Consider the following 15,679-nt stretch of genomic DNA (forward strand, 5'->3'; position numbering starts at 1 on the left):
TAAGACGAAGCCTCTTTCGCAGATATAATTAAATCTTGCTTTAAAAACCGCTATTGCCGGACAGAACCGGAACGACCAGCGTGCTCGCGTCATTATAGTTTGTGAGCGCATTGCCGGAGGCCGTATTGTAGTTGAACTGCGTGCGACCGCCGCTGTCGCCAAAGGAAGTATTGTCGATATGGATGCCTTCCGTTTCCCCATTTGAAATGATGTTCAGCTCGATTTTCACATTTTGCATCGGATTGTTATTCAGCCAGAAATGAATGCCCGCATGGTTATGCCCTGTATGTCCGGCCTTGTTAATGGTGTTGCGCTGGAACTTCAAGCCATCCACCACACGAGAGTACGAAGGACTAAGCGGTTCCGTAGCAATCATCATGCCTGCCAAATACGTACTGTCGATAATGTTGTCGCGTACCGTGAAGCTCGCTCCGCCGACATCGGAAATCCCTCTGCCCCAATAACTTGCGATAATGGAGTTAAACGATGCCACATTGTTTGCCGCTAAGCCCATATCCGTCCGGTTGACTTGAGCAACGCCGTCATCCCCGAGCCCGCGCATATGGTTGTTGGTTACGAGATTGTTCGTATTCGCGCTGTCTCCGAAGTGAACGCCATCATAATACGTGCTTCTTAACCGATTGTTCTGAATAATGGAGCTCGACCAATCTCCCCAGCCGATCAGGCCGCCGACATGCTCGACCCATAGATTTTGCAGGACGTTATTGAGCCCCGCTCCGCTCGTTGTTGAGATGGTCATGCCTCCGGCAGCACGGCTGGTATCGACACCGCTGATGCGAAGGTCGGTAATCGTGGTATTGTTATTCAGCGTAAAACCGATCGTGCTCGTGACAGTGGAGTGGAGATGAGTGTACCAAATACCGGCACCTGCAATGTTAACGCCGGACGGCACCGTGATTTTGCTGCTTTGGTTGTAGGTACCCGCAGGGAACCATACCTCTTTGCCGAGTGTGTTCGCGGCATTTACCGCACTTTGGATCTCCGCTGTATCATCAGCTACACCATTGCCTGCTGCACCGTAATCCATAACCGAAATGTAGTTGGCCGGTATGGTAAGTGCAGACGGGGCCAGTTCGAGGTCGATGAGATCAATCCCGTAGAAGGTAGCGGTATCTCCCGAATCCTTCTGCAGCTTGACGGTATCTCCCGCATTAATGGCAACCGTAACGTCCTTCTCATCGTATCGTCTTGGCATGCCGCTGTCTGCCGAATCGTAATTGTAGGTCGAACTCAGGCTTATGGACTGTACCTTCACATTATTGACGTAGAGGCTAATCGTACCGCTGCTGGATTGCGGAATGGAGTATCGGACCACGAGCCGATTGGCGGCTGTCACATTGGTCCACTGCACATTTTCTCCGGTCGCGTTGAGGTAGGCGAAGCTTTTGCCAGAGGATACGGCTTTAATCGCAGTGTCATTGTTCAGCGTAGCTCCTCCGCCGAGTGTACCGTTCTCCGCTTCATAGGTTTTGAAAGGTACGGTGGCTCCCCGCGGCTCGTTGTTCGTGAATTTAAACCAGTTTATATTGGCAATGCCCGAGCCTGAGATGCCTTTCACATAAATATTGTGGGTGCCGCTTGCGCCGCTTAGTGCCCATACTTGCGTTTCATATGTGCTTGTTCCGCCGGTGTTGGCTACCGTGAAAGTCGTAATGACAGGTCCTGTCGCACTGTCCAGCCTGACTTCGAATTTACCGCCGGTAGCGGCTGAGGACGCGAGCCTTGCTTCTAATGTTTTGAAGCCTGTCCCTAGGTTCACGCTGTTAAATATGAGGTAATCATTCGTATCCAAGCTGCTGATATCCTGGCCGCCGCCGCTATCTGTTGAAGTAATCGTCGTCACGCCGGACATGGAGCTGTAGCTCTCCGCCTGAAGCGTTACCGTCGCGCCGACGGTTGCTGCCGTGTAATCGATCGATGGATTCCAGAATGTGTGGTCATTGCTCATACTGCCGTTCTTGCCTACGATAAAATAAATCGCATCGCCGGAAGCCACCGTAATGCCAGTAACTCCGGTCGGATTCACATCCGTCGTATTCGTCACCGTCGCCGTCCACAGCTGCGTGCTGTTCTTCTTAATGGTGGCTACGATGCCGTCACCGATGGCATCTCCTTTATGAACGCCTCCGGTAATGGTAATCGTACCGTTGCCCGGTGCTACCCATTTGCGGACGATATCGTACGTACTCTCCGGATGGAGCTGATCCGTGCCGATCCACGGATAACCCGATGTTTCTTTCCAGTGAGCGGTTCCGGAATCATAGGTGGCCAAATTCGAGTATGTGCCGGCGGACAGCTTCTGATAATACCACTGGTTCTGTCCTTGTGTTCCGCTAAATCCGGCAGAAGCACTATAAATTGTAGAAGCATACACTTTCGGGCTGCTGCCCAGATTCGCTAGAGAAAAGGTGAATACGAGTGTAATAGCAAGCAGAATCGACCATCGTTTGTGATGCATAAGCATTAATTGGCACCTCCGATTAAATTGTGATTCTTCTCTTCACTTGAACTTGCTTAACCAAGTGTCAGCACGCACACAATCAATTCGGGATCCCCCCTTTCGTGACAGCGTTTGCAAAATCTTGCGAAACCAGCCAACGCCAGAGGGGTCGTCTATTCCATTCAACAATTGGATTTATTTTCCTGCTCATTCGAAGCTTAAAATTATGCGAAATGATCGCCCTCGACAAGCAGAAAGAAATATTGCATGCTAGTTACTAAAGTGAATGACTAGGATGGAGGAATATCAAATGGATTTAGGGTTTACTAATCGTACCGTCATCGTAACAGCAGCCAGTAAGGGACTTGGAAAAGCATCTGCGCTTCAGCTCTCGCAAGAAGGAGCAAACGTGGTCATCTGCGGCAGAAATGCGGAGACCATTGAGGCGGCAGCGGCTGACATTCGCTCAGCTACTGGCGGGGAAGTGCTTGCAGTACAGGCCGACGTTTCTTCGCCCGCAGATATAGAAGCGCTCATAGCCGCGGCTGTAGAGCGGTTCGGACGCATCGATGGGCTCGTATGCAACGCCGGCGGACCTCCGGGCGGCACGTTCGCTACCATTACGGACGAGCAGTGGGAGTCTGCATTCCAGCTGAACGTGATGAGCGTTGTCCGATTGGTTCGGCATACACTGCCGCATTTCCCGGCTGAAGGCGGACGGATTGTGTACGTGTCCTCCACAGCAATCAAGCAGCCGATTCCCGGCTTAGTGCTCAGCAATTCGCTGCGCCTTGGCGTGCAAGGGCTGATCAAGACGCTTGCGGATGAGCTTGCGCCACGTAATATTCTGATCAACGCGGCGGCACCGGGCCGGTTCGCGACCGATCGCGTCCGTTCGCTGGACGAGTCACGCGCATCTGCGACAGGCGTCACGTATGAGGCGCAGCGTGCACGGAACGAGAGTGAAGTCGGCGTAGGCCGCTACGGCGACCCGGCGGAATTCGCCCGCTATGTGGCGTTTCTCGCATCGCCGGCGAACAGCTATATGACCGGCCAAGCGTTGATGGTGGACGGCGGGTTGGTTCGGGGGTTGTAGGCATAGTAAAGGGACGCCTCGCGAGTGTGATCGCGGAGCGTCCCTTTTTAATTGGCTGCTTAGTACTGAGAGTTCAATTTCCGAACTCTCAGCTTCATTTCGGTGTGGTTTCGGCGGTGAGAGTTCCATTTTTGAACTCTCACTTCCACACTCGCGGCCGGATTGATTAGTTTGATTGCCGAGAGTTCCATTTTCGAACTCTCACTTCCACACTCACATTCCCCGGCCATGACCAACATGACCGAGGAACATCTCTTTGTCTTACTTCTTATTCCACGTATCCTTCAGTGGCACAATCCGATTAAACACAAGCCCGCCATTACGGCCGTTATGTTTCCGATCCACGCAGAAGAACCCATGACGGAAGAATTGAACCTTCTCCTCCGGAGCAGCACCTCGAACCGACGGCTCAATCAGTGCGTCCTTAACAATTACGAGCGAGTCCGGGTTAATCGCCTCGGCCCAGCTGTTGTCCTCGCGTGTCGGCGCATTCTCGTCAAGCAACAGCTTGTCGTACAAATGAACATTCGCCTTCACCGCATGCTCTGCGGTAACCCAGTGGATGGTCCCCTTCACCTTGCGTCCAGTGAAGCCCGTTCCGCTCTTCGTGAGCGGATCATACGTGCAGCGAAGCTCCGTAATCTCGCGGCTCGCCGAATCTTTGACCACTTCCTCGCAGCGGATGAAATACGCACCTTTCAGACGCACTTCACCGCCAGGGCTAAGACGGTGAAACCCTTTTGGCGGCAGCTCCATGAAGTCGTCCCGCTCGATATAGATCGTCCGAGAGAACGGCACCTCCCGCGTCCCCAAATCCTCATTTTCGCTATTGTTCTCAATGGCTAGCAGCTCTGTTTCACCCTCAGGATAATTCGTAATGACCACTTTTAACGGCTGTAAAACAGCCATGACACTCGCCGTCTTCCCCTTCAGCTCCTGTCTGAGACAATGGTCCAGCAAGGAAATGTCCACCGTGCTTTGCGTGCGAATACTGCCAATCTCCTCGATAAATCGGCGAATACTCTCCGGCGTAAAGCCCCTTCTTCTAAGGCCGCGCAGCGTAGGCAGTCTTGGATCATCCCAGCCGTCTACGTGACCGCCTTGGACTAGCTGCCTCAGGAATCTTTTGCTCGTCACCACGCCTGTTAAGCTAAGCCGCCCGAATTCCCTTTGCCGAGGTGGCTCTGGGAGACCTAATTCCACCAGGACCCACTCGTACAACGGCCGGTGGTCCTTGAATTCGATTGAGCAGAGGGAGTAGGTGATGCCTTCAATAGCATCTTGAATGGGATGGGCAAAATCATACATCGGATAAATGCACCACTCGTTCCCCGTCCGGTAGTGCTCCGCGTGGATAATCCGATAAATGACGGGATCACGCAAATTGAGATTAGGCGATGCCATGTCGATTCGGGCACGCAGCACCATGGATGAGGCCGGATATTCGCCATTACGCATTTTCGCAAAAAGGGCCAAGTTCTCCTCGACAGACCTGTTCCGATTCGGACTGTTCTTCCCAGGCTCCGTTAACGTTCCGCGATACTCTCTCATCTCGTCCGGGGTTAGCTCACATACATAGGCTTTGCCGCGCTCAATTAAAGTGACGGCAGCCTTATAAATTTGTTCCGAGTAGTCAGAGCCGTAGTAGATGTTCTCGCCCGGATCGTAACCGAGCCAGCGGATATCGTCTACGATGGCATTGACGTATTCGATATCCTCTTTCAGCGGATTCGTGTCGTCGAAGCGCAGATTGAATCTGCCTCCGAACCTTTGCGCCATCGTATAGTTCGTATGGATCGCGTAGGCGCTTCCGATGTGAAGGTAGCCATTGGGCTCGGGTGGAAACCGCGTGCACATCGTTCTTCCGAATGGCTCTTGTTCCAGTTCGCCGCTAATCAGCTTATATAGAAAATTTTCCTTATGGTGTTCTTTCTCATTTTCGTTCTCCAAGGTCGACGCCTCCTAATGAAGTCATGATGTGACACTACGATTACCTGCTGCAAAAACCAAAAAAACTTCACCCCCAAGACATGTTGTCTTGGGGACGAAGTTTATCGCTCGCGGTGCCACCCCAGCTTCATTAATATGTCGCCATATTAACCTCTTCAAGTACGCCGCCTGCCTGTATTCATCGCAAATGGTTATACTCTAGCTCTGTAACGGGAGCTCCCGTCACGCCATCCCCGCTCACGGCGGTTCCAGCATGCTGCTCAGAGGCTTGGTTCGGGAAAATGTCCTTTGCTCCTTCTCAGCTGCCGGAGCTCTCTGTACAAGAACGATATTTCCCTACTCTTCTCATCATCGCGTTTGAATGTTGGAAAGATGATAACAGAAAATCCTTTTATAGTAAATAGGCGCTCGACTGATTGCGGATCTAGCTACAGCGTTCCCGATACAATATTGCCACGGTACAACGTCGCTATTCGCGGCGCTCTTCTGGCCACCGCTTCCGCGGAGCAGCTCGCCTGCACGAGTACCACTGAAGCATCGTCTCCGATAGCCGGCCATACCCGCTGTCCTTGTTCATTAAGCGGCAGAACGCCGCCGGTAATAAATCCAAGCGCGCGCGTCAGCGAATACTCATCGGACATGTGGTATACCTCAGCCAGACGGCCCGCCTTCTCCAAATTATCGCCGTTGCCAAAAGGGGACCAGTGATCCGTAAGGCTGTCCGTTCCCAGCTCTACCTCCACACCTTTGCGGTGCAGCATCGGGATCGGCATGACCAGCCCCCCAATTGGCACCGTAGACGCAACCGAAATCCCCGCTTCTGCAAAACGTTCCGCCAGCTGTTCAGCTTGTTCTGCCGTTCCACTCGCAAAACCGAAGGCATGGCTGACTGTAACTCGTCCCTGCCAGCCTGCATCAATTGTCATCTCGGCAAGTCGGTGCATCGTATCATAGCCTGATGCCCCTTGCTCATGAAGGTGCATGTCCACTCCGGCGCCGGTTTCGACAGCCAGATCCATCATCGCATGCAGGGATTGCTCCATGTCGCCATCCACAGATGTAGGGTCAAGTCCGCCAACATGCGTGGCTCCCATCTCGATCGCCTGTTTCACCAAGTGGCGCGAATTCGAACGCAGCAAACCGTGCTGTGGGAACGCGACCAGCTCGTAATCCAGTTTACCTTCATAGGCGGCAAGTGCTTGATGTGCAACTTCCAGCCCTCTAAGCTCGCTTGTCGGCTCGATGTTGACGTGACCTCTCACATGCGTCGATCCGAATCCGAGCAGCAGCTCGATGATTTGCTTAGCCCGATCTACCGCAACCGGCAGCAGCTTCGGCAGCAAGATTTTTTCCTCTTCAATTCGGTCAAAAATACTCCTTGCCGGCTTAACCGCCTGCCAAGGACCGCCGAAGTACGTTTTATCCAAATGGATGTGCGCATCTCTAAATCCAGGAAGCAGCAGCAACCCTTTCGCATCGCGTTTCGGACGCTGATCCTCTGCAGGGATGGCCTCGAACGTAATCGATTCTATTCGGCCGTCCGCTACCAATACATGTCCAATTGCCGTTTCGGTTCCGGAGACAATCCCGTTCTCACGCTGGAATCCCGTCTCAAGCCGCACATTTTGCAACCAATACGTCGTAGCATTCATTAGGCTATCTCCAATCTGTCGGTTGTTTAGAAGTCATCCTATTAATTTACCACATTTGGTCAGGTTTCGAATCATAGGAGCACGCGAAAAAACCTCCAGCTCCACTTGTGAAAGCGGTTCTTGGAGGCTTCGGCTCATGTCCTGAAAATCTATAGCAGGGCTAGCCATGGCAGGGCTCACTTCTTATCTACTTGAAGCAGCGAGATGCTCTTTACCGCGTACGTATCCTTCAACCTCTCTTCGTTCAGAACATTTAACTTGATTAAACCTGCGATTTTGGATGAATCGGGTCTAGACAGCAGCCGCCACACTTCCAGGTCACCTAGTGACTCATACAGCTTGATGTCGTCGTATTCCTTACGTTCCTGATGGACGATTTTCACCCGGTATTTCTCCGTTTCCAGCTCCGATACGCCCTGATCCTCGCAATGCACCAAAATCTCCCCGCGCAGCTCCGTCAGCTCCTGCTCAATTTCTTTCTGCTTCTGCTTCAATTGAAAATAGCGTTTAACCTTCTTGTCCACCTTATTCACGCTCCTCTGTTACATACCTATGCAGAGGATGTGCTTAATATTGACGTGAGCGCATCAGATTATTTCATCTGCATACCGTCTGAGTCCCTGCTCGAACGGCTTCACGCTATCTGGAGAAAGCCGCAAAATCGCATGCATCAACGTCCTTATTGCGGCAGCGGAGGTCATAGGAACGAGTGCATCATATGCTGCCTGCAAATTGCCTTCCAGACGGTATTTAGCTGCTAGTTGCAGTAAGTCATATTGGTTCAATTGAGCACCTCGTTGCAAATTGACTTTGTGGTGAATGGTGCAAAAACGATCTCGGTGCACGGCAGATGCTAAAGTGGTGGCGTTGCTGCGACTAGTTCTTTTTTTACTCTATTCGGGTCTGCTTGCATCTAGTCACGGATTTCGCCACCGAGCCCCTCGGGGGCGCTGAGAGTAGGAAAAACCGACTCTCAGTGCCAAATACAACCCGAAATAAGGCTGAGAGTCGGAATATCCGTCTCTCAGCCTTCAAACTAGCCAATCTGAACCCTCTGCGGACACTGAGAATAGGAAAAACCGACTCTCAGCGCGACAACTAACCATTCTCTACCTAGGATTACTTTGATCTGAGAGCTGCATATCCGCTTTCAGTGTCTCTTTCGTGTAGTTTCGCCATACGAGAGCGGATATGCCGCTTTTAGCGATGAAATCACCGGCTGCAGGCCGATATTACTGGAATTATCGTGGCTGAGAGCGGTATATCCTCTACCAGTGTCTCTTTCGAGCTATTTCGCCATACGAGAGCGGATATGCCGCTTTCGGCGATGGCATCACCGGCTAGACGCCACCGCCGATCGCCGGCGAAATTAAAGCTCCACCATCGCTTTAATCACTCGCGATTCCGGCTTTAGCCAGCCGGAAAATTGCTCGATCATCTCGGCCAGCGGTGCCCGGTGCGTGATGTAGCGGCCGACATCAATGGTGCCTGCGGACAGCGCATCCAAGACGGTGTCGAAGTCTTCTCTTGTGGCATTTCGGCTTGCCATCAGCGTGAGCTCGCGTTTGTGAAACTCGGGATCGCTGAAGGCGATGTCGGCTTTAACGAGTCCGACAAAGACGAGCCGGCCGCCATGTGCCACATAACGGAACGAGTCGCCCATGGACCTGGCATTGCCCGTCGCATCGAAGACGACGGTTGGCAGTTCGCCGCCCGCCGCATCCATGATTCGCTGAACCGGCTCATCATGCAGCGCGTTTACAAGCGCATCGGCCTTCGCCCATTGCCCGCAGAAGCTAAGCCGATCGTCGCTCACGTCCATCGCGATGACCTTCGCCCCCTTGTGCTTGGCAATGGCCATCACGCCGAGGCCGATCGGTCCGCCTCCGATGACCAGCGCCGTCTCGCCCGCGGTAAGACCTGACCTGCGCACGGCATGCGCCCCGATCGCAAGCGGCTCCAGCACAGCGGTCTGATCCAGCGTCAGTCCATTCGCCGCCAATAAACAAGCGACCGGGACCGAGATCCGCTCTCTCATGCCGCCATCGCGATGCACGCCGAGCACCGACATATCGGTGCAGCAATTCGTTTTGCCGCTGCGACAGGCGATGCAAACGCCACAATGCAAATACGGAATAATGCTAACTTGATCACCGGCACGTAGCCCCTGCTCATTATCGCCAACCTCTTCAATAATGCCCGCAAGCTCATGCCCGAGAATTCGCGGATAGGAGAAGAACGGCTGATTGCCTTTGAACGCGTGAAGATCCGTCCCACAGATACCGATTCGTCTAATGCTGACAATGGCATGTCCCGCTTCCGCCACCGGCTCAGGCAAACCGTCCGTCCATTCGAAACGGTCTACTTCCGCACATATGATTCCCTTCATAGCTGCCCCCTGCCAATCTTCGTGTTATATTCAGGACGTCCGCTGACCCACGATTCATTATGAATGGGCTTCAATAATTCGAGCACTTCCGCGAGCACTGCTTCATCAATGGGTTCGTCCACCCATGCAGCGTTTCGGCGTATATTGTCCGGGTTCGCCGTACTAACGAGCGACGTCGGAATCTGCCCATTCATCGTGGAGTATTGAACCGCCAGCTTGGCGATGTCTGTCCCCTGCTTCACACAGTAGGCAGCCGCCTCTGCACATGCCGATTTAATTCGCTCACCGGCAGGATGCCAATCCGGCGCTCCACGCGAGCTGAGCAATCCCATCGATAGCGGGGATGCATTGATAAGACCGATGCCCTTCTCTTCCAGAAGCGGCAGCAGACCTAGAAGCGACGTGTCGTTCATTGAATAATGGCAGTACGACAGAACGACATCCAGCTTCTCCGGGCTCGCGCCAATAATCTGCTCAAACAATTCTAGCGGCAGGCCGCTGATGCCCGCAAAACGAATCTTGCCATCTTCCTTCAATTGCAGCATTGCAGGAATCGCTTCTTCCAAAACAATCGCAGCCGGAACGTACTCGATATCATGCAGGAAGAGAATATCCACATAGTCGGTTTGCAGTCTCGCCAAGCTTTCATCAATGCTGCTGCGAATGCGTCTTCCTGAGAAATCAAACTCATTCAACCCATAGCGCCCGGCCTTGGTAGATAATACGAATTTGTCTCGCGGAATGTCCTTAATCGCCTTGCCCAATACCGTTTCTGCCACAGTGAGGCCATAGAAAGGCGACACATCCATATAGTTAATCCCCTGATCTATGGCTTCGTGCACGGTTCGAATTCCTTCTGCTTCGTCGATGTCACGGAACACAGAACCCAGCGCAGATGCGCCGTAGCTTAGTATCGAAACATCCAATCCGGTTTGGCCAAGCTTGCGGTATTTCATCCTACAGGATCACCCCGTCCTTAAAAATAACACTCTCGTGAACCGTTCATTGTTCGTCTGCACCATGCATGAATCGCATCCAACTATTCATCACGACTCGCTTCCATCTCCAGAATGAACGTCGTAACCCCTTCCGCCAGCCCGCCGATGGCAGACAAATCGGTGCCCCAAATCTCCTTATGGCTGAGCAGCAATGGGACAATCTCTTCAAGCGGACGCTTACTAGACCAGCTTTCAGCTAAAAGCTCCAATGACGCCGCATCGTCTCTAACCGTATAGGGAGTGCCATCAAGCGTGCGACCTGCGAAAATATCGCCTTCCCGAACGACCTGGTAATAGCGCAGAAGTGCGGCTAGTGACTTCACGATTCGCTGCGGAAGCGCCTCTCCGCGGTCCACGTAATAAAGCAGCGTTGGCAGCAGCCGAGCTCTGAACTTGCTAAGGCTGTTCATGGCAATATCCGCGAGACGATGGTTAATGTATGGGTTCAGAAACCGTTCATACACGGCCTCCGCATACGCCGTTAATTCCTCTTCCGGCATGGCAACCGTCGGAACGATTTCAACGGCAACGGCTTCTTTCACAAAGGCATTAAAGGTCGCATTCATCATGACATCTCTGACGAACTGCTCGCCATGCAGCAGTGCAAGCGGGGTCATGAGCGTATGAGCGCCGTTAAGGATCCGCACCTTTCTTAGCTGATAAGGACGCAGATCATCGACCCAGCGTACGTTTAGCCCTGCCTGCTGCAAAGGCAGCTCTTCGTCCAGCTCCGATTCCGCTTCAATTGCCCAAAAATGGTACGGCTCTGCCGTAGTCAGCATCGCATCTTCATAGCCCCATTCGGAGAACCACGCATCCGCTTGGTCACCTGCCGGATAGCCCGTTACAATGCGGTCGACAAGCGAATTGAGGAAGCGATTATGCGTCGTTACCCATTCCCTGAACGGCTTCGGTAGCGACCAATCCTCGCAATATTGCAGCACGCAGCGCTTCAGCTCATCGCCATTGCGTTCAAGCAGCTCACACGGCAGGAAAATGAGTCCATTGTCCTCGGTTCCACTGCTGCCCAGCGCTAGATATCTGCGATAGAGCAGCCATGCGATTTTGCCCGGGAATGACTGAATCGGTTCGCCTTCCACAAGCGGCTCCGGGTTGTAAACGAGTCCGGCCTCCGTAGTGTTGGAAACGACAAAACGCAGGGAAGGACTCTCCGCCAGTGCGACGAGCTGCTGCCAGTCACTGTAAGGGTCGAAGACTGTAGAGAAGACGGACACGATCTCCTTTTTCTCCACTCGCTCCCCATTTTCCAGCCCCCGCGTTACTAATGTGTAGAGACCGTCTTGGCTTTGAAGCCTATTGATCTTCGCCCTGCCGCCCGGCCTTGGCTGCGTCAGCGCCACGCTTCCGTGGAATAAACCTTGCTCCTTGCACTTATGAATCATCCAATCGAAGAAACCGCGCAGAAAGTTGCCTTCGCCAATTTGCAGCACCGTGACCGGGCTTTGCTTCATAACCTCGTATGCTTGCCGCTGCTTAGCAGGCAATGTCTCGCGACCCAGCTGTGTCCCCATCGATTCAAACCCCTTTGCTTGTTTGGTCTTATCTTAAATGTAACAGCATCAACAGATCATAAAAGAGCAAATACTTGCAGATTTATACCCTATTTTGATATATCATAATGAAAGAAAAGCCTCTAAAGGAGCGCTCGCACATGAATCCTATACGCAAACATTTCGATGCACAGCCATCCTTCCCTTTTGCCATTACGTACAAGGATAGGAAGACACCGCAGCGTGAATTACCCGATCATTTGCATGATTGGTTTGAGCTTGTCTACGTGTACAGCGGTAAAGGTACTTTCTTTATAGACCGAACTATTTATGACATGAATGAAGGCGATCTCTTTCTCATTCCGGGCAACACCATTCATCGTGCTTTTCCGGATAAGGATGATCCCGTTACGTCCACCGCCATTTTTTTTCATCCGATTCTATTTGAGCGCATCGTGCTGTCGGGTGAATCGTTCTCTTATTTGCAATGCTTCGAGCAAAGCCGCATGAATCATATGTTCAAAATGGCATGTACGCCGGCACTTCAGCAAGGTGTTGAACGAGCGCTAGATGGGGTTGAATCTGAGCTGCGGACCGCGCATGCAGGCTTTCGCCATGCCATTGTTCTGTATGTAGAGCAGCTGCTGCTCGCGGTCAATCGGGAGAAGGGTGGCGAGCGGAAGCATAGAGCCAGTTCAGCCTTTATCGGTCCGAGCTGGATGAAGGATAGTTTACTGTATATGGACCAACATTTTACGGAGGATGTCAGCCTCAGCAAGCTTAGTCAGATGGCTTCTGTCAGCCCTGCGCATTTCAGCCGCGTATTTAAGCAGAGCACCGGGATGAACGTCACTGGGTTTATTACGGTAAAACGAATTGTGAGAGCCAAGGAGCTCCTGCTCGAAAAGGAGGATACAATCGCAGCCATTGCCGAAGCATGCGGCTTCGAGAGCATGCCTTATTTTCACCGGGTGTTCAAACAGATTGTTGGCATGACGCCTTCGGCTTATCGACATCGCACCTAAAAAAGCCGCCGGCGAATGAGGTATCTCCTCGCTCCCGGCGGCTTCGAAACTTATCCGGTAATGGAGTAGCTTCCGTCCATATGAGTGTTGAATCGGTACAAGCCTCCGCCTAACAGTTCGGCATCGACTAAGTTTCCCTCTGCATCCGTAATCGTAATTGGCGACTCTGAAAGCAGGGTGCAGCCGCCCCCGACATGAGATTTTATGCTTGCCTTATACAGCTTGCCTTCCTTCCACGTAATGCCGACTTCGAATCCACCGCGAGCACGCAAGCCCTTAACCGATCCGTTTGACCAAGCATCCGGCAGTGACGGCAGCAGCCATACGTAATTCTGATGGGATTGGAGCAGCAATTCCGCAATGCCTGCCGTCGCGGCAAAATTGCCATCGATCTGGAATGGCGGATGAGCGTCGAATAAGTTGGCGTACACGCCGCCGCGGTGATAGTTTTCTTTTGCATATTCATCGACAAGTTGAAGCAAGTTGTTCACTAGAGCGAGTGCGCGATTGCCATCTCCAAAACGTGCCCATAGGCCGGTTTTCCACCCTAAGCTCCAACCGGTTCCTTCATCGCCGCGACGCTCCAGCGAACGACGGGCAGCCGAGAACAGCTCCGGTGTACCTGCTTCGGTCAGCTGACGGCCGGGATAAACACCGAATAAATGCGAGACATGACGATGGAATTGATCCTCATCCTCGAAATCCTTATACCATTCCTGAAGCTGACCATACTTGCCGATTTGCAAGGGGAATAAGCGCTCTCGGGCTGCTGCCAGCTCCGCCCGCCACTCCGCATCGATCTCCAGCTCCTCGGATGCTTCAATGCAGTTCGTGAACAAGTCCCATATAATCGATAGATCCATCGTGGAAGCCACGCTGACACCGGAAAAGCCGTCTTTGGTCACGAATTTATGCTCTGGCGATGTGGATGGTGACGTAATGAGTCTTCCTTGGCCGTCATCAATGAGCCAATCCAGGCAGAACATCGCCGATTCTTTCAAAATCGGATACGCCTTATCTCTTAGGTAAGCTTTATCTTTGCTAAATGCGTAGTGCTCCCATAAATGCTGGGCCATCCAAGGTCCGCCCATCGGCCACAATGCCCACGCGGCATCGCCTTCTCCGAAATCGCCGACCGGTGCCGTATGTCCCCAAATATCGGTGTTATGATGAGCCGTCCAGCCGCGGGCTCCGTAATGAATACGTGCCGTTTCCCGGCCGCTCTGCGATATCTTCTCAATCAAGTCGATCATAGGCTCGTGACACTCCGCGAGCGCGCAGGTTTCTGCCGGCCAATAGTTCATTTGCGTATTAATATTGATCGTATAATTGCTGCTCCATGGCGGCCTGGTCTCTTGATTCCAAATGCCTTGCAGATTCGTCGCTTGCGTTCCCGGCCGCGATGAAGCAATCATCAAATAGCGACCGAAATCGAACAGCAGCTTCACAAGCCCGGGGTCGCTTGCCCCGTTCTGCTTAATCCGCTTATCTGTTGGAAGCAGCTCGTCCGATTCCGATGCTTGGCCCAGATCCAGCTCAACGCGATTGAACAGCGATTGATAATCCGCGATATGCCGTGCGCGAAGCTCCTCGTACGAACGGCTCAGCGCCGCATGAACACGCTGGGAGGTGCGGATCGCAGGCTGCTCTTCTTTCGCAGCGAAATCCGTCGCCGCATCGAATACCAGGACAACCGACGTCGCGCCGTTTACACGCAGCCCATCAGGGCTCGCTTCGACAGTACCGCCATCCGCGGATGCTGCGAGCCTTCCGTTGAAACGAATGGCTTTGGACGTTGACTCATCGCCATATCGAATCGGATTATCCGAAGACTGATAGCTCGGCGCGACATGCTCAGGTGCTATGCCGCTTAGCAGCAGGTCGGATGCTCCGCCCTGGTCCGTACGGTGACGAAGCGGACTGCTCAGCTTGGCATGGAAGGAGATCTTGCCCGGCTGGCTGGCAGTCAGTTTGATCACGATTACTTGATCCGGATGCGAGGCAAAAAACTCCCGGGTATAAGCTACATTGCCAATCCGATAATTCACCGTCGAGATCGCTTCATCAATGCGGAGCTCCCGGCGGTAGTCGCTCGTATTATTACCGTGCTCGAACAGAAGATGCAGATGGCCAAGCGGCAAATACGACTGCGTGTATGCACCCATCATTCGTTTGCATAGCTGATCTGCTTCTACGTACTTCTCTTGCGCCAGCAATTGGCGAACTTCCGGCAGAGCAGCAAGCGCCTCCGGATTGTTCCAATTAAAGTTCGGCCCCGACCAAAGTGTGTCTTCATTTAGCTGCAGCTGCTCGCTTTCCACACTGCCATAAATCATGGCACCCAATCGACCATTCCCAATTGGCAGCGCTTCCGTCCAAACTCGTGCAGGTCCCGGATAATGCAATTTCAATTCATTTCCCTCCCAATCAGTCCTTGATGTTGTCCTACTCACACACTATCAAACTTCTGAACGTCTGTGTTGTAATTTTTCCCAATTTTGAGGATCGTGTAAAACTTTCCTTCGTACATTGGGCTGGAACCACCTAGCACCTCGATGTTCATGAACTGGGGAATGTTGCAAATTGTGCAGTATAAT

At 52.7% G+C, this 15,679-nt stretch carries 11 protein-coding genes and 1 other annotated feature; of the genes, 2 read left to right on the forward strand and 9 right to left on the reverse strand.

Annotated features, from left to right (window positions below):
• Window positions 1–40: 40 nt before the first annotated feature.
• A complete protein-coding gene (locus tag AC506A_RS17470; protein WP_495462285.1) occupies window positions 41–2,485 on the reverse strand; it encodes a carbohydrate-binding protein in 2,445 nt (814 codons plus the stop codon).
• Between the two features lie 286 nt (window positions 2,486–2,771).
• Between AC506A_RS17470 and AC506A_RS17475 the strand changes: the two genes are divergently transcribed.
• On the forward strand, window positions 2,772–3,557 hold the full coding sequence (locus AC506A_RS17475; RefSeq protein ID WP_495462286.1) for an SDR family oxidoreductase: 786 nt from the start codon (window positions 2,772–2,774) through the stop codon (window positions 3,555–3,557).
• Between the two features lie 261 nt (window positions 3,558–3,818).
• Here the strand turns inward: AC506A_RS17475 and AC506A_RS17480 are convergent, their stop codons facing one another.
• From AC506A_RS17480 to AC506A_RS17510, 7 genes are all read right to left on the reverse strand, one after another.
• Window positions 3,819–5,507, reverse strand: coding sequence for a glutamine--tRNA ligase/YqeY domain fusion protein (locus AC506A_RS17480; protein ID WP_495462287.1), 1,689 nt, complete (start codon window positions 5,505–5,507; stop codon window positions 3,819–3,821).
• A gap of 87 nt (window positions 5,508–5,594) precedes the next feature.
• Window positions 5,595–5,868, reverse strand: a binding site (T-box leader).
• 67 nt (window positions 5,869–5,935) lie between these two features.
• On the reverse strand, window positions 5,936–7,159 hold the full coding sequence (locus AC506A_RS17485) for an amidohydrolase (RefSeq protein ID WP_495462288.1): 1,224 nt from the start codon (window positions 7,157–7,159) through the stop codon (window positions 5,936–5,938).
• A 176-nt stretch (window positions 7,160–7,335) separates the two neighbouring features.
• The gene (locus AC506A_RS17490; protein WP_495462289.1) at window positions 7,336–7,683 is read right to left on the reverse strand and encodes a hypothetical protein; all 348 of its coding nucleotides are present in this window, start codon (window positions 7,681–7,683) and stop codon (window positions 7,336–7,338) included.
• Window positions 7,684–7,746: 63 nt separating this feature from the next.
• On the reverse strand, window positions 7,747–7,944 hold the full coding sequence (locus tag AC506A_RS17495; protein ID WP_495462290.1) for a hypothetical protein: 198 nt from the start codon (window positions 7,942–7,944) through the stop codon (window positions 7,747–7,749).
• Between the two features lie 584 nt (window positions 7,945–8,528).
• A complete protein-coding gene (locus tag AC506A_RS17500; RefSeq protein WP_495462291.1) occupies window positions 8,529–9,548 on the reverse strand; it encodes a zinc-binding alcohol dehydrogenase family protein in 1,020 nt (339 codons plus the stop codon).
• Window positions 9,545–10,504: an aldo/keto reductase gene (locus tag AC506A_RS17505; RefSeq protein WP_495462292.1), complete on the reverse strand. Its 960-nt coding sequence runs from the start codon at window positions 10,502–10,504 to the stop codon at window positions 9,545–9,547. Before AC506A_RS17505 ends, AC506A_RS17500 begins: the two co-directional genes overlap by 4 nt.
• Window positions 10,505–10,587: 83 nt before the next feature.
• Window positions 10,588–12,078, reverse strand: a complete 1,491-nt coding sequence (locus AC506A_RS17510; protein WP_495462293.1) for a tagaturonate reductase — start codon at window positions 12,076–12,078, stop codon at window positions 10,588–10,590.
• A gap of 140 nt (window positions 12,079–12,218) precedes the next feature.
• Between AC506A_RS17510 and AC506A_RS17515 the strand changes: the two genes are divergently transcribed.
• Window positions 12,219–13,082: a helix-turn-helix domain-containing protein gene (locus AC506A_RS17515; RefSeq protein ID WP_495462294.1), complete on the forward strand. Its 864-nt coding sequence runs from the start codon at window positions 12,219–12,221 to the stop codon at window positions 13,080–13,082.
• 50 nt (window positions 13,083–13,132) lie between these two features.
• Here the strand turns inward: AC506A_RS17515 and AC506A_RS17520 are convergent, their stop codons facing one another.
• A complete protein-coding gene (locus tag AC506A_RS17520; protein WP_495462295.1) occupies window positions 13,133–15,493 on the reverse strand; it encodes a glycoside hydrolase family 95 protein in 2,361 nt (786 codons plus the stop codon).
• Window positions 15,494–15,679 lie beyond the last annotated feature (186 nt).

Source organism: Paenibacillus sp. N22P23 (assembly GCF_059383735.1).